This window comes from Streptomyces sp. N50 (assembly GCF_033335955.1).
Classification (GTDB): Bacteria; Actinomycetota; Actinomycetes; order Streptomycetales; family Streptomycetaceae; genus Streptomyces.
Map to the genome: position 1 here is coordinate 7,892,147 of NZ_CP137549.1, position 19,437 is coordinate 7,911,583.

A 19,437-nucleotide genomic window follows, 5' to 3' on the forward strand; every position below is an offset into this window, starting at 1 on the left:
ACACCCCACCGCCGGAATCCGACAGGAGCGGTCATGCTGGAGATGGAATCCGACACCCTGGACCGGCTCGACCTGCAACTGCTGACCGCGCTGGAGGTCAACGGCCGGGCCTCCTTCAGCCGTCTCGGCGCGGTCCTCGGCGTCTCCGACCAGACGATCGCCCGCCGCTTCCGCCGGCTCACCGCCGAGGCGGGCCTGCGGGTCGTCGCGATCAGGGACCCCGAACTCCTGGGCCAGGACCAGTGGATGCTCCGCCTGCGCAGCGCCCCCGACAACGCCCTCAACATCGCCGACGCCCTCGCCAAGCGCCCCGACACCGCCTGGATCGGCCTCGCGTCGGGCGGCACCGAGATCGTCTGCCTGACCCGCCCCCGCAGCCCCGGCGACCACGACGACCTCCTCCTCGGCAAACTCCCGCGCACCCCCAGCGTCCTGGACATCCGCGCCCACCAACTCCTGCACCGTTTCTACGGCGGCCCGACGGGCTGGCTGCGCCGCTTCAAGGTGCTCGCCGACGACCAGATCGCCGCACTGCTCCCCGAACCGGTGCCCGCACCGGGCCCCGCCCGCATCACCCCGGAGGACGAGGCCCTGGTCGCCGTCCTGGAACGCGACGGCCGCGCCACCTATCCCGAACTCCAGCGCGCCACCGGCCGCTCCGAGTCCGCCGTCAAACGCCGGCTCGCCTCACTGACCGGCTCGGGGGCGGTGTACATCGACGTCGAGTACGACGCGGAGGTGTTCGGGTACACGCGTGCGGCGGTTCTGTGGATCACGGCGACCCCGGCCGCGCTGCACTCGGTCGGCGAGGCACTGGCCACGCACGACGAGGTCGCCTACGCCTCCGCGACGGCCGGCACGTCCAACATCGTCGTGACCGCGGTAGTGAAGGACACGGCGGGACTGTACGACTACCTCAGCGGGCCGCTCGGGCAGCTGGACGGGATTCGGCATGTGGAGGCGAGCCCGTTCCTGCGCAGGGTCAAACAGCTGACGTATCGGACGCTCCCGCTCAACTCGCCCTCCCTCAAAGTAAGTTCAAGATAAATCATGCGCAAACCCAAGCACCCGGAGATGGGAATCACAGTGTTCGGGCATCGAATGTGGCTCGTCCGAACCGATGCCGCAGGGATTTCCCGAAAGATCTTTTGGAAATAGTCTTCGGGAATCCTTCCGGTGAGCCCCGTGAAGGGAATATCGAATTGAAGACCCACAACGCTCACCGCAGGTCGCTGGGTCGCCGAAGGAAGATCGTCATGGCCTTAGCCGCGGCGACGACCCTCCTCGGCGGTGCGATGTACGCCAACGCGAACGCCGCGTCCGTCACACCCGACCCGTCCACCAGCGCGTCCCCGACCGCCCCAGGATCGACGTCCCCGACCACTCCTGGAGGATCCACCTCCCCGTCCACGCCGGCCTCCGCAACGGCCCCCGCGCCCACGGGCACGGCCGGTACGGGCTCGTCCGTCTCCGACGTGGTCGACGCCGCCAACGCGTTCCTGAAGACCCTGGACGACGACCAACAGGCCTCCGCACTCCTCGACTTCACGCAGGCGAACGCCACCGCCTGGTCGAACGAGGCGTGCGGTGCGGACTGCCGGGTCGGCATCGAGCTGAGCTCGCTCAGCGACACCCAGCTCGCCGCCGCCAAGGCGGTGGTCGAGGCGGCCACGGGCACCGGGACCGGCACCGGCTACGACCAGATCAGCCAGATCCTGGCCGCCGACGACGTCCTCGGCGAGACCGACAGCAGCTACGGCAGCGGCAACTACTACCTCGCCTTCCTGGGCACCCCGAGCACCTCCGGCACCTGGCAACTGCACTTCGGCGGCGACCAGTTGGCCGTCAACCTCACCTACAAGGACGGGGAGGTCGTGGGCACCACCCCGTACTTCGCCGGGGTGGAACCCGCCACCTGGACCGACGACGACGGCACCACCTACGCACCCCTGTCCGGGATGCACGACGGCGTGGAGTCGATGCTCGAAGGCCTGAGCGACGACGAGCTGTCGGAGGCGAAACTCTCCGACTCCACCACCGACGTGGTGCTCGGCCCGGACGAGGACGGCGACTTCCCCGACACCAAGGAGGGCCTCGCGGTCGGCGAACTGACCGACGACCAGCAGCAGTTGGTGCTCGACGCCATCACGCCGTGGGTCGAGGCCGCGGACGACACGACCGCCGCGTCCACCCTGAGCACCTACAAGTCGGAGCTCGACGACACCTACATCTCGTACTCCGGCACCACCGCGCTGGACACCGCGGGCGACTACGTCCGCATCGACGGACCCGGCGTCTGGATCGAGTTCTCGGTCAAGGACGGCGTGGTCGACACCAGCCAGCTCAGCTACAGCTCCGTCTACCGCGATCACGACACCGATTACGGAGGGGAATTCTCTTTCTCCTGAACTGCCCGCCGATGACATGACGGGCGGCGCTGCTTCCGGCAGCGCCGCCCGCTGTCGGGAATTCCCTCACGGTCGGCCGAGAAAATCATGGACGTCGGTATTCTTGTAGAAGCCGGCTCACGTTTTCCGTAATGAAAAACCGGGATTACGGACCGCGCCGGTGCAATCGATCCCCACCCGCCAGAATCGCCGCCGCCAACGCGTCCGCGGCCCCCTGCGCCGACACCCTCCGTCGCCCGTGCACCAGCACGAAGTCCACCTCGCCCAGCTCGGGCAGCCCCGCCCGCTCCGGCATCCGCACCAGCCCCGGCGGCACCAGCCCCCGCGAGTGGGCCATCACCCCCAGCCCCGCCCGGGCCGCGGCGATCAGTCCGTTCAGGCTCCCGCTCGTGCACGCGATGCGCCACGCCCGCCCCTGCCGCTCCAGCGCCTCCAGCGCGAGCGCCCGTGTGATGCCGGGCGGCGGATAGACGATCAGCGGCACCGGCCGGTCCGCGTCCAGGCGGAGCCGTTCCGCGCCGATCCACACGAGCTTGTCGTGCCAGACCAGTTCGCCCCGCGGATCCTCGGCGCGGCGCTTCGCGAGGACCAAGTCCAGCTTCCCGGCGGCCAGTTGCTCGTGCAGCGTGCCGGACAGCTCGACCGTCAGCTCCAGGTCGACCTCGGGATGGTCGTAGCGGAAGCCCTCCAGGATCTCGGGCAGCCGGGTGAGGACGAAGTCCTCGGAGGCGCCGAAGCGCAGGCGGCCGCGCAGCCGCGTGCCGGTGAAGAACGCCGACGCCTGTTCCTGCACCTCCAGGATGCGGCGTGCGAAGCCGAGCATCGCCTCGCCGTCCTCCGTCAGCTCCACGGAGTGCGTGTCCCGGGTGAACAGCTGCCGCCCCGTCGCGTCCTCCAGCCGCCGCACGTGCTGGCTCACCGTGGACTGGCGCAGCCCGAGCCGGCGGGCGGCCTGCGTGAAGCTCAGGGTCTGGGACACCGCGAGGAAGGTCCGCAGGTGGGAGGGGTCGTACATGGCATACACCATGGCATACACGGTAACCGCTTATCGCGAAACGTGATGACAGTCAGAGCGGTATGACGGATTCCCGATCAAGAGTCCGAGGAGCAGGATGGGGAGGGCACGAGTCCGCGCCGGAACACGGTCCGGACGTACAGCGAGACACGCGAGACAGTGGAGCACAGTGAAACGCCTGCGATGGCCGAGTCGGATGCCGGTCGACCCCTACATCCTGCTGCTGCTCGGGACGGTGGGCCTCGCCGCACTCCTCCCCGCGAGAGGCGCGGGCGCCGACGTCGCCTCGGGCGCCTCCACGGCCGCGATCGCCTTCCTCTTCTTCCTCTACGGCGCCCGCCTGTCGACGCGTGAGGCACTGGACGGTCTCAAGCACTGGCGGCTGCACACCACCGTCCTGGCCTGCACCTTCGTCGTCTTCCCGCTGCTGGGCCTCGCCGCCCGCGGTCTCGTCCCGGTGATCCTGACCCACCCCCTCTACCAGGGGCTGCTGTTCCTCACCCTGGTCCCGTCGACCGTCCAGTCGTCGATCGCGTTCACCTCGATCGCGCGCGGCAACGTGCCCGCCGCGATCTGCGCGGGCTCCTTCTCCTCGCTCGCCGGCATCGTCATCACCCCGCTGCTCGCGGCGGCGCTGCTCGGCAGCAACGGCGGTGGTTTCTCGGCCGATTCACTCCTCAAGATCGTGCTGCAACTCCTCGTGCCGTTCCTGGCCGGGCAGGTGCTCCGGCGCTGGATCGGCGGGTTCATCACCCGGCACAAGAAGATCCTCGGCTACGTCGACCGCGGCTCGATCCTGCTCGTCGTCTACACCGCGTTCAGCGAGGGCATGGTCCAGGGCATCTGGCACCAGGTCAGCGCGGTCCGCCTCGCCGGACTGCTCGCCGTCGAGGCCGTCGTGCTCGCCGTGATGCTCACCCTGACCTGGTACGGCGGCAAGGCGCTGCGCTTCGACCGGGAGGACCGGATCGCCATCCAGTTCGCCGGCTCGAAGAAGTCCCTCGCCTCCGGACTGCCCATGGCCAGTGTCCTGTTCGGCGCCCACGCCTCGCTGGCCGTGCTGCCGCTGATGCTCTTCCACCAGATGCAGCTGATGGTGTGCGCGGTCATCGCCAAGCGCCGCGCCCGCGATCCGCTGCCCGAGGTCACCGAGCCGGCGGCCCCAACCGCAGGGTCACGAACCGCGGTCGGTACAGCGACACATTCCGGCTGAGGTTCAGCGCGGCCGAAGTGGCCGTCGCGTCCAGCCAGTTGACGTCGTAACTGAGGACGATCCGGTCGCCGTCACTCAACTCCGGGTGTACTTGCGGGTTGTACGCGGCGACTTGCCCCTGCGGCAGCGGCGGACTGAAACTCCTGGTCGGCCCGTGCCACGGCCCGGTGGGAGAACAGGCCCAGTACGAGGTGACGGTGGTGAGCCCCCGGCTGCCCGCCGCCATCGTGAACAGGACGTACGTCCCGCCGTCCCGCACCACCGAGAACGCGCTGCCCACACCGGTGTGTTGACCGTCCCCGAGCACCGACCGCGGCCCGGCGCGGGCCGTCCACACGGACCCGTTCCAGAACTCCCAGGCACCCGGCTCCCCGAGCCGCCCCTCCGGCACCCGCGCCACATACGCCGAGGAGGTCGGCCGGGCCGCGGCCTGGGCGTCGTTCCCGCCGAAGACGTACGTCCAGCCGCCCGCCGCGACCATCGTCGTCCCGAACTGCACCCGCCGGGACGGGTCCTGGACCAGCTCCTGGCCGAAGACCTTCACGATCGACTCCACCCGAAGATCCGGCAGCGACAGCGTGGCGACCTCGGTCGCGATCGGCACGCCGTAGATCCACGGGTACGACCCTGCCGTCCGCGTCCACAGCAGCACCCGTACGACCGACTCGGGCGAACCGGGGGAGCGGGGCTCGACGCGGGCGGCCACCGGCCAACGCCACTCGTTCGGGGCGGGGTCGGGGAACAGCGGGGCGGGGAGCGTGAGTCGGGGCCGGCCGTCGCGCATCACCACCGCCGAGTTGCGTACCAGCGGCGCGCTGGTGTCCCGCCACGCGTACGACTCGCCGACCGGGTTGGGCGGGGCGTACACCTGGCCGAGGTAGGTGTCGGAGAACAGCCACAGCACCCGGCCGTCCGGCAGCCGCACCGAGTGGGTGCCGTCGCCGCCGGTCCAGTCGTCGGCGCGGGACTCGTCGTCGCCGTACGCGGCAAAGGAGTTGGTGAGCTTCGCGTCCGGCGACCAACTGCGCACCGTTCGGGCCGTGCACGCGCCACCGCCCTCCCCGTGGTGGTCCTTGGGGAGGGCGGTGAGCAGCACGGCCGCGAGAGCCAGGGTCAGCAGCAGGCCGACCCCGACTCCCCTCCGCTGTCGTGCTCGTCGGTCGTCGGGCACGCCCGGGACGTTAGTGGCTGCCGCTCACATGGTCCATGGGCAGATACAGGACGGTCCCGGCGGGGGACGGGTGCTGCGCGGCGAGTTCGTCGTCCGTCAACAGCCGGTCCCAGACGTGGACTTCGTCGATCGACCCGGTGAAGTACTGCATGCTGTCCATGCGTTGGCCGATGTGGACACCGAACGGCGAGTTGCGGCTGACCGAGCCCGCGATGTCCGCCGTGCTCACCGTCGTACCGTCGACGGACAGCGTCAACTGCCCACCGCCGCGCCGCAGTACGGCCTGGTGCCACTGGCCGTCGTTGTAGGCGCCGGCGGTCACCACGGAGGTGGTGTGGACGGTGCTCGCGCCGACCCGGGTGGTGATCAGCGCCCGGACGTGGTTGCCCGCGGGCTCACCGCGCAGCCAGACCTGCGGCTCGGTGGTGCCGACCCCGCCCATCCACAGGAACGGCTGATCACCGGTTGTCGCGGTGTAGCGGAACCAGAGCGATACCGTGAAGTCCTTTGTCCCCAGCGGGAGTCGGTCGCTGTACGGCAGGCGCACGGCGTCGTCGACACCGTCGAAGGACAGGGCGCCGCCGGACACGCCGTCGGTCTCCTGGGCGCCGCCGAGGACCGCTGCCCGCTTCGCGTACGGGGCGAGGTCGGCGGTGGTCGGGTCCGGGCCCCGACGCGGTTGCAGCCAGGCCTCGTTGAAGCGGGCGAAGCGGATCTCGTCGGTCGCGGTCACGGCGCCGCCCTCGTAGAGCAGGCCCACCGTGTCGCCGTCGATGCGCGCCATGTCGGAGTAGCCCGACCAGTCCTTCGTCACGACCGTGCCGCGGTCCACGCTGTCCCAGGTGCGGCCGCCGTCGTAGGAGGAGCGGATCATCATCGTGCGGCGGCGGTCGGGGTCGGCGTCGCAGGCCAGCAGGATGCGGGAGCCGACGCCGAGCGTCGAGCACTGGACCTGCGGCGCGTACAGGTCGGGCAGGGCGCGGAAGGGCGCGGTGAAGCTGTCGCCGCCGTCACGGCTGACCGCCTGGGTGCGCTGCCCGAGGTCGGTGCCGTCCTGCTCGCGGCCGCTCACCAGGATCGAACCGTCGGTGCGCTCGGTCGGCGTCACTTCGGACGGCTTCTGCCGCCAGGTCCCGTCGGCCGCGATCGGGTACGAGTCGGTCGCGCCGATCTTCCAGTGGTCGCCGCCGTCGTCGCTCACGATCAGCGCCGCGTTGTTCGCGGTGACCCGACTCCCGTCCCAGGTCTCGGTGTTGACGCCGAACACGAGCCGGCCCCGGTGCTTGCCGCGGGTGAGCTGGATGCCGTGCACGGGTCCTGTGGCGTACCAGGAGTTCCAGGTCGGGGGCAGGATCTCGTCGCTCAGGTCACGTGGTTGCGACCAGGTGAGGCCGTCGTCGTCGCTGTACTGCAGGTGCGGGGTGCGGTCGCAGGGGACCGAGCAACTGGCGCTGTCCGTACGGCCCGTGTTGTACGTCTCGGCGATCAGGACGCGGCCCGTCCTCCGGTCCACGATGGGTGCCGGGTTGCCGTGGGTGTCGCCGCCGCCGTGGTTGACGACCTCCAACGGGCTCCAGGTGACGCCGTCGTCCGTGGAGCGCTTGACGACGATGTCGATGTCGGCGGCGTCCCCGCAGTTGAGGACCCGGCCCTCGGCGAACGCGAGCAGGGTGCCGTCGTTGGTCCTCACCATGGCCGGGATCCGGAAGCAGGCGTAGCCCGCGTCCTGGGGAGCCTTGAAGAGGACCTGCTGGTCGAACTCGGGGGTGGGGGAGGTGGTTTGGGCGCTGGCGTGCGCGTGGCTCGGGAGCATGAGCAGCGCGGCCAGGGTGAGTGCGGCGGTGAGGGTGGATCTCAGACGTGCGCGAAGACTCGACGGCATGGTGGTGCTACCTGCCCTTCATTCGTCTGGACATCCGGACATCCCACGTCCAACGGGCGTGTCACAGACGTTAGTTGCGGCCTCCGGCGCCTCACAAGAAGCGTGCAGTGCCCGTCACCCCATAACTTCGCAACACCGCACCGGCCGTGACCGACCGTCAGGTTCGGCGGGGTGCTTCAGGGGCGCAGTACGACCTTGCCGAGGTTGCTCCGCTCCTCGATCACCTCGTGCGCCTTCGCCGCCTCCGCCAGCGCGAACTCCCCGTGCACGGCCGGTTTCAGGGCGCCCTCCCCGAACAGCCGCCACAGCTCCCGCCGCCACCGCTCGTACAACTCCGGCTTCCCGCGCGCGATCCGCGCCATCTGGAACCCGATCACGGACTTGGCGCCCACGAGAAGGTCGTACGCCTGGACCGTCCCGCCACCCGAGCTGTACGCCACGAGTCGCCCGCCCGGGGCGAGTGCCGCGACGGCCGGGGTGAGCAACTCGCCGCCCACCGCGTCGAGTACGTAGTCGACGGGCTCGCCCCAGCCCGGTCGGTCCAGCTGGTTGTAGGTGATCACCTCGTCGGCGCCCAGCGCGCGCACGAAGTCGCCCTTCGCCGGATCGGAGACCGCGCCCACGACCCGCCCGGCACCCCGCGCCCTCGCCAACTGCACGGCCAGATGGCCGACTCCGCTCGCCGCGGCCGTGATCAGCGCGGCCTCACCGGGTTCGGGGCGGGCCGCGTCTAGCGCGCCCAGGGCCACCAGCCCGCTGCGGACGAGCGCGACCGCGTCGACGGCGGAGGCGGAGTCGGGCACGGGGGAGGCCATGCCCTCGTGGAGGACCGCGCAGTCGGCGTACCCGTGTCCGAAGCAGAGCCCGGTCACCCGCTCACCGGCCCGGAACCGGGTCACGTCCTGTCCTACGGCGACCACCTCGCCCGCGATCTCGCCGCCGAGCGGGATCGGCTCGGCCGCTTCGGTCACCTTGCGGACGACGGGAAGGGTGACCCCGATCGCCTCGGTACGGACGAGGAGTTCACCGGGCCCCGGTGCGGGGACGGGGGTCTCCTCCAGGAACAGCGGGCCGCCGGTGGACTCGTACCGGACGCGACGCATCGCACCTCCAGGGATCGTGACAGCGCTTGAGGGGATCAGAGCAGATCGTTGGGAGGCCCAATGATATTCACGGTTTCATTGGGAAGTCCAACGACTTTTCGCTACGCTGCCCGCATGGCCGAAGCACCCCTCCCCGCGATCCGCGCCCTCCCCAGCTGGCTGCTCGGCCGGGCAGCCGCCCGTGGGCGTGCCCTCGTCGCCGACGCGCTGGCGGTCGAGGGGCTGAAGATGTGGCACCACGTGGTGCTCTCCGCCGTCCGTGACCTCGCGCCCGTCGCGCAGGCCGACCTCGGCCGCGGTGTGGGGCTCGATCCCAAGGATCTGGTCGGCGTGCTGAACGACCTCCAGGCCGCCGGCTCGGTCGTACGGGAGCCGGACGCGAAGGACCGCCGTAAGAACGCGGTGTCGCTCACGCCGGAGGGAGCGCGGCTGCTCAAGCGCTGCGAGAAGGCGGCCCGCGCGGCCAACGAGGAACTCCTCGCCCCGCTGTCGGAGGCCGAACGCGACCAGTTCATGGGCCTGTTGATCCGGATTTCCGGTACGGACGGCTGACGGGGGCTAACGTTCCGTCATGACCCCACCCCGGACTCCCGAATCCCTGCTCGCCCTCGACCCCGAACGCACCGCCCTGGTCCTCGTCGACCTGATGGACCGCATCGTCGCGCTGCCGCTCGAACCGTACAAGGGTCCCGAAGTCCTCGCCGTGGCCAAGGAGTTGGCTGGTGTCTTCCGTTCCGCCGGTGCGCTCGTCGTGCTGATCCGGGTCGAACGTCCCGGCATCGCCGAGCAGCCCGCCGGCAGTGGACTCGCCGACGGGCTGTTCCGGGAAGGGGACCTGGAGATCGTGAAGCGGACGATCGGGGGCTTCCAGGGCACGGGACTTGAGGAGCGGCTGCGTGAACGGGGCGTCGACACCCTGGTGTTCGGCGGGATCGCCACCAACCTCGGCGTGGAGTCCACGGCACGTGCGGCCGGCGACCTCGGCCACCGACTCGTCTTCGTCGAGGACGCGATGAGCGCGCTCACCGCGGCCGAGCACCAGGCATCCGTCAAACTCGACTTCCCGCGCCTGGGGTCGGTGGTCGCGGCGGGGGAGGTGCGGTTCGCGGCGGGCGGCTGACCCCGGCGGCGGAGCGGTCTGCCCTGATCACGGCGTTCGTGGAGACCGCGCAGGTCGCGCAGGTCGCGGGGGGCTGAGGGCGCGGTCCTTGCGGGGGCCGTGAGTGAGAGGGCAGGGCTGCGGGGGCAGGGCTGAGGCGGGGCCCCTGCGGCGCAGGGGGCGCTCCCCGCCGGTCGGAGCCCCGCCGCCGTGACGCGGGGCGCGGATCTCAGCCCTGGGTGGCCGTGGCCCGCAGGGCGATGCGGTCCTCGCCCGCGTACACGTTCATGTTGCTGCCGCGCAGGAAGCCCACCAGGGTCAGGCCCGTCTCCGCCGCCAGGTCCACGGCCAGCGACGAGGGCGCCGACACCGCCGCCAGCACCGGGATGCCCGCCATCACGGCCTTCTGGGCCAGCTCGAACGAGGCCCGGCCCGAGACCAGCAGGATCACCCGGGACAGCGGCAGGTCCCCGTTCTGCAGGGCACGGCCGACCAGCTTGTCGACCGCGTTGTGCCGGCCCACGTCCTCCCGTACGTCCAGCAGCTCGCCCTCCTCGCTGAACAGGGCCGCCGCGTGCAGACCCCCGGTCCGGTCGAAGACCCGCTGGGCCGCGCGCAGCCGGTCGGGGAGGCCCGCGAGCAGCGAGGGCTCGACACGGACCGGGGGAGTGTCGGCGATGGGCCAGCGCGCCGTCGTCCGGACCGCGTCCAGGCTCGCCTTGCCGCACAGACCGCATGAGGACGTCGTATACACGTTGCGTTCCAACGTGATGTCCGGCATCACCACGTCGGGAGACGTCCGTACGTCCACCACGTTGTACGAGTTCGAACCGTCTACGGTCGCCCCCGCGCAGTACACGATGTTCTGCAGATCGTATGCGTTAGCCAGTACACCCTCGCTGACCAGGAACCCGGCCGCGAGCGCGAAGTCGTCGCCGGGGGTGCGCATGGTGATCGCGAGCGGCTTGCCGTTGAGCCGGATCTCCAGGGGTTCCTCGGCGACGAGCGTGTCCGGGCGGGTGGTGACCACGCCGTCCCGGATCCGGGTCACCTTGCGTCGTTCCGTGACTCGTCCCATGTCCTGATCAGCCCCGGTTCTGTACGTGCTGGTGGCCGAAACGGCCCTTGCTGCGGCGGGTGCCGCGGGTCACCGGGCCGTCGTGCGGCGAGGTGACCTGCTCGCTCTCATTGTCCTGCATGGGCGGAGCGGGCTCACGGCCCACTCGCGGCTCAGTCGCGTCTCCTCACGCGGCACTCCTCAGCGCGAGCAGATCCGAGATGGCGTGCACGGTGCGCAGGGTGGGCACCTCCACGCCGGTGATCTCCGCCAACTCGACCACGGCCGCGAGGAGTACGTCGAGTTCGAGCGGCTTGCCGCGCTCCAGGTCCTGGAGCGTCGAGGTGCGGTGGTCGCCGACGCGTTCCGCGCCCGCGAGCCGCCGTTCGATGGAGACGCCGACCTCGCAGCCCAGCGCCTCGGCGACGGACAGCGTCTCGGTCATCATGGTCTCGATGACCTTGCGGGTACCGCCGTGCAGACACATCTGCCGCATGGTGGCGCGGGCCAGCGCGCTGATCGGGTTGAAGGAGATGTTGCCGAGCAGCTTGAGCCAGATGTCGTTGCGCAGCTCCGCCTCGACCGGGCACTTCAAACCGCCCGCCCGCATGGCCTCGCTCAGTGCCAGACAGCGCGCCGAGATGCTGCGGTCGGGCTCGCCGATGGAGAACCGGGTGCCTTCGAGATGGCGCACAACTCCCGGTCCCGCAAGCTCCGTTGCCGCGTAGACGACACAGCCGACAGCCCGTTCGGGCGCGAGCACCGCACTGACCGCGCCGTCCGGGTCCACGCTCTCGACGCGCTGCCCGTCGTAGGGGCCGCCATGGGCGTGGAAGTACCACCAGGGGATGCCGTTCTGGGCGGCCACGACGGCCGTGGTGTCGTGCAGCAGCGGCTCGATCAACGGCCCGCACGCCGCATACGAGTTGGCCTTCAGGCCGAGGAGGACGAAGTCGACCGGGCCGATCTCGGCCGGGTCGTCGGTGGCGTGGGCGCGGGCGGTGAAGTCGCCGCGCGGGCTGAGGACCTGGACGCCGTGCTGCCTCATGGCCGCGAGATGCGGTCCACGGGCGACGAGATGCACATCGGCGCCCGCACGGTGCAGCGCGGCGCCGACATAGGCACCGATCGCACCGGCGCCGAGGACTGCGACTCTCACTGGAGACTCTCCGTTCGGTCGAGGGAGTACCGCGGAGGTGGGTGCCGTCCGGGCCGTGCCGGTCGGTGCCGGACAGCGCTGGGCGGCGTCGAACAGTGTCGACTGAATATTGTCTACAGTATGGAGGAGGGGTCGGCAAGGGTTCGGGCAGGGACTGTGCGCTGTGCCCCTGATCGTGCTGTATCGCTGAGCCCGCGGCCCGGGCCGCGCTAGCGTCGAGCCCATGATCGTATGGCTCAACGGCACGCACGGAGCGGGCAAGACGACGACCAGTCCGCTGGTGCAGCAACTGATCCCGGATTCACGGGTGTTCGACGCCGAGAAGGTCGGCGAGACGCTCATGGACATCACGCCGGGGCTGCCCGCGACGGACAACTTCCAGCACTGGCCGCCATGGCGCCCGCTCGTCGTCGAGACCGCCCGCCGCATACTCGACTACACCGGCGGCACGCTGGTGATCCCCATGACGGTCCTGGTCGAGCGGTACTGGCGCGAGATCAGCGCGGGCCTCGCCCAACACGCCATCCCGGTACGGCACTTCGTCCTCCACGCCGACCAGGACACGCTCCGCGGGCGCATCGCGGGTGACACTGTCCTCGGCCCCGACTCACCGTTCCGTCTGCAATACCTGGAGCCCTACGCCGAAGCGGCCCGCACCTGGCTGCACCGTGAGGCCGAGGTCGTCGACACCACGCACCTCACCCCCGCCGAGGCCGCCCGGCGGATCGCGGAGTCCGTCCAGGGCTGAGGCCGGCCCACCACACGAGAACTGGCCCTGGAGGGGAGCGAGTTCAGGCGCGCGAACCGGCGCGGGAACGGGTGCGGAAACTGGTGCGGAAACCGGTGCGGAAACGGGGGGTGGAACTCCGCGGCGACCGTTCGGCGCACTCTGCATACCGCTCATCGCATACGGTCGACGCGCCGCCTTCTCAACTCCCCTGCCACTCCCTACCGTCCGGGATCATGAGTCCCCCAGTCGCACCCCCGGCGTGGAGCCGCTGGCTGGTTCCGCCCGCCGCCCTCTCGGTACACCTCTCCATCGGCCAGGCTTACGCCTGGAGCGTCTTCAAGCCGCCGCTCGAGTCCTCACTGAACCTCAGCGGCACACAGAGCGCCCTGCCCTTCCAGCTCGCGATCGTCATGCTCGGCCTCTCGGCCGCGTTCGGCGGCACCCTCGTCGAACGCAACGGGCCGCGCTGGGCGATGACCGTCGCCCTGGTCTGCTTCTCCTCCGGCTTCCTGATCTCCGCGCTCGGTGCGGAGACGAAACAGTTCTGGCTGATCGTCCTCGGCTACGGCTTCGTCGGCGGGATCGGCCTCGGCATCGGCTACATCTCACCGGTCTCGACCCTGATCAAGTGGTTCCCGGACCGCCCCGGCATGGCCACCGGCATCGCCATCATGGGCTTCGGCGGCGGCGCGCTCATCGCCTCCCCGTGGTCGGCCCAGATGCTCAAGTCGTTCGGCTCCGACAACACCGGCATCGCCCAGTCGTTCCTCGTACTCGGGCTTTCGTATGCGGTATTCATGACGCTCGGCGTGTTCCTCGTGCGGGTTCCGCGCACCGACGACCACAAGGACACAGCGAGCGCGCCCAGCGTCCTCACGGGCGTGCAGGTCTCCGCCAACAGCGCCGTCCGCACCCCACAGTTCTGGTGCCTGTGGGTCGTCCTGTGCATGAACGTGACCGCGGGCATCGGCATCCTGGAGAAGGCCGCCCCGATGATCACGGACTTCTTCGCGGGCACCTCCACCCCCGTCTCGGTGTCGGCCGCCGCCGGTTTCGTCGCGCTGCTCTCCGCAGCCAACATGGCGGGCCGTATCGGCTGGTCCTCGACCTCCGACCTGATCGGCCGCAAGAACATCTACCGCGTCTACCTCGGCGTCGGCGCGGTCATGTACGCGCTCATCGCACTGTTCGGCGACTCCTCGAAGCCGCTGTTCATCCTGTGCGCACTGGTGATCCTCTCCTTCTACGGCGGCGGTTTCGCGACCGTGCCCGCCTACCTGAAGGACCTCTTCGGGACCTACCAGGTCGGCGCGATCCACGGCCGGCTGCTCACCGCCTGGTCCCTGGCCGGTGTCCTCGGACCGCTGATCGTGAACTGGATCGCCGACCACCAGAAGGCCGCCGGCAAACACGGCGCGTCCCTCTACGACACGTCCTTCATCATCATGATCGGGCTGCTCGTCATCGGGTTCGTCGCCAACGAACTCGTCAAGCCCGTCGACGCCCGCCACCACCACATCCCCGCCCCGAGGGAGGCCGCCGATGTCGAACGACAGCAGTCAGAGTCCGCCTGACCGGCGGCCGCTCATCGCCTTCGCCTGGCTCTGGGTGGGCGCCCCGCTTGCGTACGGCCTGTACGAACTCGTCCTCAAGGCGAAGCAGCTGTTCACCGGCTGAGTGTTCGGGCGACACCGTCCAGCACAGGACGGCTGACAGAAGCCGACAACCCGGACCGTTGTTTCCTGTGGCATCACCTGCCGTCGTACCCGCGAGTCACTGGCAAGACTGGTGGATCCCGCTACCCAAGGCAACGAGGGGGACCACCCAATGAACGGCACGCGGATCGCCGCCGTCGGTCACTACCAGCCCGCCAAGGTACTCACCAACGAGGACCTGGCGGGCATGGTCGACACCAGCCACGAGTGGATCACCTCCCGGGTGGGCATCAAGACGCGACACATCGCCGGGCCCGACGAACCCGTGGACGAGCTGGCCGCGCACGCCGCCGCCAAGGCCCTCGCCGCCGCGGGCCTGACGCCCGGGGACATCGACCTGGTCCTCGTCGCCACCTCCACGGCCATCGACCGCTCCCCGAACATGGCCGCGCGCGTAGCCGCCCGCCTCGGCATCCCGTCGCCCGCCGCCATGGACATCAACGTCGTGTGCGCCGGCTTCACCCACGCCCTGGCCACCGCCGACCACACCGTCCGAGCGGGAGCGGCCACCCGGGCCCTGGTCATCGGCGCCGACAAGATGTCCGAGGTCACCGACTGGAGCGACCGTACGACCTGTGTCCTCGTCGGCGACGGAGCGGGAGCCGCCGTCGTCGAGGCCGCCGACGAACCCGGCATCGGCCCGGTCCTGTGGGGTTCCGTGCCCGAGATGGGGCACGCGGTACGGATCGAGGGCACGCCCCCGCGGTTCGCGCAGGAGGGCCAGAGCGTCTACCGCTGGGCCACCACCCAGCTCCCGCCGATCGCCCGCAAGGCCTGCGAGAAGGCGGGCCTGACCCCGGCCGACCTCGCCGGTGTCGTCCTCCACCAGGCGAACCTGCGCATCATCGAGCCCCTCGCCGAGAAGATCGGCGCCGTCAACGCGGTCGTCGCCCGCGATGTCGTCCAATCGGGCAACACCTCGGCCGCCAGCATCCCGCTCGCGTTCTCGAAACTCGTCGAACAGGGCGCCGTCCGCACCGGCGACCCCGTCCTGCTGTTCGGCTTCGGCGGGAACCTGTCGTACGCCGGCCAGGTCGTCCGGTGCCCGTGACCTGCGCACCCGCCCGGATCCGCCCCCGGATGTGACGAGGCCGACTTCCGCACTCTCTGGCTACTGTGCGCCGTAGACTGTAGACGATAGACAATCAATACTTGGTCGTAAGGCCAGGTGCGGCGGTTGTCCGCTGGCTACTGTCCACTGTCTGCAAAGTGCCGATGTTGCCCAGGAGGGGGACCGCGATGTTGTCGCAAGGACTGCCGCAGGGGGCGGTGCCCAAACTCGAACGCCCGGGCCCGCTGCGCGACCGCGTCTACGAGGCGCTGCTCGAACTCATCACCACGCGCGCGCTGCAGCCCGGTCAGCATCTCGTCGAGAGTGAACTCGCCGGGCACCTGGGAGTGTCCCGGCAGCCGGTGCGTGAGGCGCTGCAGCGGCTCAACACCGAGGGCTGGGTCGATCTACGGCCCGCCCAGGGCGCGTTCGTGCACGAGCCGACGGAGGAGGAGGCCGACCAACTCCTCACCGTACGCACGCTGTTGGAGGCCGAGGCCGCCCGGCTCGCCGCCGTCAACGCGGGCAGCGCCGGGATCGCCGTCCTGGAGGAGCTGTGCGCGGAGGGTGAGCGCGCCGTCGACGCCGACGACGTGGACGCCGCCGTCGCCATGAACGCCCGCTTCCACGCGAAGGTCATGGAGCTCGCGGGCAACGCCGTCCTCGCCGAACTCGCCGCGCAGGTCGACCGCAGGGTCCGCTGGTACTACACCCCGGTGGCCCGTCAGCGCGGCGTGGCGTCGTGGATCGAGCACCGCCACCTGATCGACGCGATCACCGCCCGCGACGAGCTGCGCGCCGGCCTGCTGATGCGCGAACACACCGAGCACACCCGGCGGTCGTACCACGAGCGCGCCAAGTCCTGATCCTGGGACGGCTGTTGGCGCGGAGGCGGTCCGCTGTTCAGGCGCCGACGCGGCGCGATGGCCCTCCCGACCGGGGAGGGCCACCAGGTGGGCCGACGACAGTGACGTACGAACTGTCAGGCCGCGGGCTGCGGTTGGGGAGCCTGCGTCAACTCCCTGTCCCCGCGCCCTGGTTGACGCAGCAGCAACGCGATGGCCGCCGCCACCATCGAGACGCCTCCGGCGAGTGCGTACGCGCCGTTGTAGCCCCAGGCCGCGACCACCATCGAGCCGAGGCCGCCGCCGAAGAGGCCGCTGACGAGCTTTCCGCTGTACACCAGGCCGTAGTTGGTGGCGTTGAAGTTCTCGCCGAAGTAGTCCGGGGTCAGCGCGGCGAACATCGGGTAGAACGCGCCGCCGCCGAAGCCGGAGAGGAAGGCGAAGAACAGGAACAGCCACTCGCTGCGCAGATGGCCGGCCCAGATCACGCCGAACTGGGCGAGGCCCAGGACCAAAATGACGAAGACCAGGGTGAGTTTGCGGCCCCACAGGTCCGACAGCCAGCCGACGACCGCGCGGCCGATGCCGTTGATGACGGCCATGATGCCCATCGAGGAGGCCGCGACCAGCGGGCCGAAGCCGACGTCCTTGGCGAAGTCGACCTGGAAGGAGATCCCGAAGATCGACACCCCGGCGGTGAGCACGATGGACAGCCACATCAGGGGCAGCATGCCGGTACGGATGGCCTCCTTGGGGGTGAACTGCTTCACGGCGGGCGGGTTCTTGGCGAGGCTCGTCGCGCTCTTGTCGTTGCCGCCGTAGGTCAGCGGGTCGATGTCGGCGGGCCACCAGTTCTGCGGCGGGTCCTTGAAGAAGAACGCGCAGCCGAACACCACGATCAGGATGTAACACCCGATCAGATCCAGGACCCGGTGGTAATTCCCCGTGTCGAAGGCGTAGTTGAAGATGAAGATGAACGGCAGCGAGCCGTACGCGAAGCCGCCGTTGACGAACCCCGTGCGGGCGCCCCGCCGTTCGGGGAACCACTTGCCGACCATGTTGATGCAAGTCGCGTAGACGAGACCGGCACCGACACCGCCGATCACGCCGAAGCCGATGATCGCCAGCCACACATTGCTCAGGTGCGACAGGGCCAGGAAGCCGATGACGCACAGCACCGAGCCGATGTACATCGCCCGGCGCGCCGTGAGGATGCCCTTCTCGCGCATCCAGCCCGCCGGGAAGGCGATGCCGGCCTGGAAGAAGACCCAAATGCTCAGGATCCAGAAGGTGTTGCTCTGCGTCCAGCCATGCGCGCTGGACAGGGTGTCCTCCGCGGAGCCGTACGCGTACTCGAAGACACTGATCGCCATCATGGCGATCCACGGCAGATAGATCATGATCTTGCGCGAGTGGCCGAGGATGTCCCGGTCGGTCTCGCCGACGCGGTAGACGCGGCCGTGGGCGTCGGTCACTTCACGGTAGGGACGGTTCGCGGCGCCGGATTCGTTCGTGGTGATGGGATCTGCGGTCATGTCACGCCATCTCCTCGCCGAGCGGGTGCGGATTGGGCACGATGCGCCGGGAGTTGGGCCTTCCCGGAGCCTTGAGGAAGAGCGCCAGCACCGCGGAGGCCAGGCCCACCGAACCGGCCAGGACGAACGCGCCGTGGTAGTCCCACTCACCCACGACGACCGCGCCCAGGCCGGAGCCGACGAGCCCCGAGATCAGCTTCGAGCTGTAGACCATCCCGTAGTTGCTGGCGTTGTTGTTCTCACCGAAGTAGTCGGCCGTCATGGCCGCGAACAGCGGGAAGATCGCCCCGCCGCCGAAGCCCGAGACCATGGAACAGAACAGGAAGAACGGCATGCTGCCCATCTGGCCCGAGACCAGCACGCCGAACTGGGCCGTACCGAGCACGAGACACACGATGATCAGCGTGTGGCGGCGGCCGTAGCGGTCGGAGATCCAGCCGATGACACCGCGCCCGGTGCCGTTCACGATCGCCTTGAGGGACATCGCCGTGGCCACGATCCCGCCCGCGAAGCCCATGTCCTTGCCGAACGGCACCTGGAAGGCGATGCCGAAGATGTTGATGCCGGCTGTGCACAGCAGACAGAACCACATCATCCAGAGCACGGGGGTACGGGCGGCCTCCTTGGGTGTGTACTGCTTGACCGCCGGCGGGTTCTTCTCCAACGCCCGCCGGATCCTGGGGTCTTGGGCCGCCTTCAGCGGATCGACGTGCGCGGGCCACCAGTTCTTCGGCGGATCGCGGAAGAACCAGCCCGCCGACGCCACCACCAGACACAGGCCTACGCCGACCAGGCTGAGCAGCACCTTGTAGTTGCCGAGGTCGAGCACGGAGGTGAAGAGGAACACGAACGGCACGGAGCCGTAGGCGAATCCGCCGTTGACGAAGCCCGTCTTGCCGCCCTTGCGCTCCGGGTACCACTTGCCGACCATGTTCACGCAGGTCGCGTACACCAGACCGGCGCCGATACCGCTGCACATGCCGAAGCCGAAGTAGGCAACGAGCACGTTCGGTGCGAAGGCCAGCGCCAGATAGCCCAGCAGGGTGCCGAGCGCGCCGAGCAACATGGCCGTACGAGCCGGGAGTTGACCACTCTCACGCAACCGCCCGGCCGGGAAGGCGACGGCCGCCTGGAAGAACACCCAGACGCCCATCAGCCAGAAGATGTGCCCACTGCTCCACAGATGCGCGTCGTGGAGCGTCTCCTCCGCCGACGTGAACGCGTACTCGGCGGAGCTGATGCCCATCATGCCCACCCAGGGCAGGACGACCATCCACTTGCGCGCCCGGCCCATGATGTCGACATCGGACTCACCGATGCGGTACACGCGGCCGTGACGGTCCGTCACCTCCCTGTAGGGGGCGGACGTTTGGTAGTCCGTTCTTGCCATCGCTCAGTGCCCCTTGCGTCGAAAGTTCTGGCCAGCGCCCCCTGTCCAATGCCTTTCGCGTGCG

General features: G+C 69.7%; 18 protein-coding genes and 1 pseudogene. 10 read left to right on the forward strand and 9 right to left on the reverse strand.

Going from position 1 to position 19,437, the window contains the following annotated elements:
- Window positions 1-33: 33 nt before the first annotated feature.
- Together R2B38_RS35110 and R2B38_RS35115 are read left to right on the forward strand one after the other, a co-directional pair.
- Window positions 34-1,047 (forward strand): Lrp/AsnC family transcriptional regulator, encoded by a 1,014-nt coding sequence (locus R2B38_RS35110; RefSeq protein ID WP_318019833.1) that lies wholly within the window; start codon window positions 34-36, stop codon window positions 1,045-1,047.
- Between the two features lie 209 nt (window positions 1,048-1,256).
- Window positions 1,257-2,408, forward strand: a complete 1,152-nt coding sequence (locus tag R2B38_RS35115; RefSeq protein ID WP_318019834.1) for a DUF3500 domain-containing protein — start codon at window positions 1,257-1,259, stop codon at window positions 2,406-2,408.
- Between the two features lie 145 nt (window positions 2,409-2,553).
- On the opposite strand, the gene R2B38_RS35120 is transcribed toward R2B38_RS35115, so the two are convergent.
- Entirely contained in the window at window positions 2,554-3,423 is an 870-nt protein-coding gene (locus tag R2B38_RS35120) for a LysR substrate-binding domain-containing protein (protein WP_318021873.1), read from the reverse strand.
- A gap of 196 nt (window positions 3,424-3,619) precedes the next feature.
- On the opposite strand from R2B38_RS35120, the gene R2B38_RS35125 reads away from it, so the two are divergent.
- Window positions 3,620-4,636, forward strand: a complete 1,017-nt coding sequence (locus tag R2B38_RS35125) for a bile acid:sodium symporter family protein (protein WP_318019835.1) — start codon at window positions 3,620-3,622, stop codon at window positions 4,634-4,636.
- On the opposite strand, the gene R2B38_RS35130 is transcribed toward R2B38_RS35125, so the two are convergent.
- From R2B38_RS35130 to R2B38_RS35140, 3 genes are all read right to left on the reverse strand, one after another.
- The gene (locus tag R2B38_RS35130; protein WP_318019836.1) at window positions 4,569-5,807 is read right to left on the reverse strand and encodes a DUF4185 domain-containing protein; all 1,239 of its coding nucleotides are present in this window, start codon (window positions 5,805-5,807) and stop codon (window positions 4,569-4,571) included. The two genes, R2B38_RS35125 and R2B38_RS35130, sit on opposite strands and share 68 nt — an antisense overlap.
- Before the next feature lie 10 nt (window positions 5,808-5,817).
- Window positions 5,818-7,689: a sialidase family protein gene (locus R2B38_RS35135; RefSeq protein WP_318019837.1), complete on the reverse strand. Its 1,872-nt coding sequence runs from the start codon at window positions 7,687-7,689 to the stop codon at window positions 5,818-5,820.
- Window positions 7,690-7,865: 176 nt separating this feature from the next.
- A complete protein-coding gene (locus R2B38_RS35140; protein WP_318019838.1) occupies window positions 7,866-8,792 on the reverse strand; it encodes a zinc-binding alcohol dehydrogenase family protein in 927 nt (308 codons plus the stop codon).
- Window positions 8,793-8,906: 114 nt separating this feature from the next.
- Between R2B38_RS35140 and R2B38_RS35145 the strand changes: the two genes are divergently transcribed.
- Both R2B38_RS35145 and R2B38_RS35150 read left to right on the forward strand, forming a co-directional pair.
- On the forward strand, window positions 8,907-9,344 hold the full coding sequence (locus R2B38_RS35145) for a MarR family winged helix-turn-helix transcriptional regulator (protein ID WP_318019839.1): 438 nt from the start codon (window positions 8,907-8,909) through the stop codon (window positions 9,342-9,344).
- 19 nt (window positions 9,345-9,363) lie between these two features.
- Window positions 9,364-9,912, forward strand: a complete 549-nt coding sequence (locus R2B38_RS35150; RefSeq protein WP_318019840.1) for an isochorismatase family protein — start codon at window positions 9,364-9,366, stop codon at window positions 9,910-9,912.
- 208 nt (window positions 9,913-10,120) lie between these two features.
- Here R2B38_RS35150 and fdhD read toward each other — a convergent pair whose 3' ends face one another.
- From fdhD to R2B38_RS35165, 3 genes and pseudogenes are all read right to left on the reverse strand, one after another.
- Window positions 10,121-10,969, reverse strand: a complete 849-nt coding sequence (gene fdhD, locus R2B38_RS35155) for a formate dehydrogenase accessory sulfurtransferase FdhD (protein WP_318019841.1) — start codon at window positions 10,967-10,969, stop codon at window positions 10,121-10,123.
- A 7-nt stretch (window positions 10,970-10,976) separates the two neighbouring features.
- Window positions 10,977-11,090: pseudogene (locus tag R2B38_RS35160) on the reverse strand (Fe-S-binding domain-containing protein); the annotation flags it as partial.
- A gap of 45 nt (window positions 11,091-11,135) precedes the next feature.
- Complete coding sequence (locus R2B38_RS35165; RefSeq protein ID WP_318019842.1) at window positions 11,136-12,107, reverse strand: 2-dehydropantoate 2-reductase; 972 nt, start codon at window positions 12,105-12,107, stop codon at window positions 11,136-11,138.
- 223 nt (window positions 12,108-12,330) lie between these two features.
- On the opposite strand from R2B38_RS35165, the gene R2B38_RS35170 reads away from it, so the two are divergent.
- The 5 genes from R2B38_RS35170 to R2B38_RS35190 all read left to right on the forward strand — a co-directional run bounded on the left by R2B38_RS35170 (window position 12,331) and on the right by R2B38_RS35190 (window position 16,469).
- Window positions 12,331-12,855, forward strand: coding sequence for an ATP-binding protein (locus R2B38_RS35170; RefSeq protein ID WP_318019843.1), 525 nt, complete (start codon window positions 12,331-12,333; stop codon window positions 12,853-12,855).
- A gap of 215 nt (window positions 12,856-13,070) precedes the next feature.
- On the forward strand, window positions 13,071-14,411 hold the full coding sequence (locus R2B38_RS35175; protein WP_318019844.1) for an OFA family MFS transporter: 1,341 nt from the start codon (window positions 13,071-13,073) through the stop codon (window positions 14,409-14,411).
- Window positions 14,380-14,514 carry a hypothetical protein gene (locus R2B38_RS35180; protein ID WP_318019845.1) on the forward strand — a complete coding sequence of 45 codons (135 nt, stop codon included), beginning with the start codon at window positions 14,380-14,382 and terminating at the stop codon, window positions 14,512-14,514. The genes R2B38_RS35175 and R2B38_RS35180 overlap by 32 nt, the downstream gene beginning before the upstream one ends.
- Before the next feature lie 150 nt (window positions 14,515-14,664).
- Window positions 14,665-15,603 (forward strand): beta-ketoacyl-ACP synthase III, encoded by a 939-nt coding sequence (locus R2B38_RS35185; RefSeq protein ID WP_033279296.1) that lies wholly within the window; start codon window positions 14,665-14,667, stop codon window positions 15,601-15,603.
- 188 nt (window positions 15,604-15,791) lie between these two features.
- A complete protein-coding gene (locus R2B38_RS35190; RefSeq protein ID WP_318019846.1) occupies window positions 15,792-16,469 on the forward strand; it encodes a GntR family transcriptional regulator in 678 nt (225 codons plus the stop codon).
- Window positions 16,470-16,585: 116 nt separating this feature from the next.
- Here R2B38_RS35190 and R2B38_RS35195 read toward each other — a convergent pair whose 3' ends face one another.
- Window positions 16,586-17,983: an OFA family MFS transporter gene (locus R2B38_RS35195; protein ID WP_318019847.1), complete on the reverse strand. Its 1,398-nt coding sequence runs from the start codon at window positions 17,981-17,983 to the stop codon at window positions 16,586-16,588.
- A gap of 1 nt (window position 17,984) precedes the next feature.
- Window positions 17,985-19,373: an OFA family MFS transporter gene (locus tag R2B38_RS35200; RefSeq protein WP_318019848.1), complete on the reverse strand. Its 1,389-nt coding sequence runs from the start codon at window positions 19,371-19,373 to the stop codon at window positions 17,985-17,987.
- Window positions 19,374-19,437 lie beyond the last annotated feature (64 nt).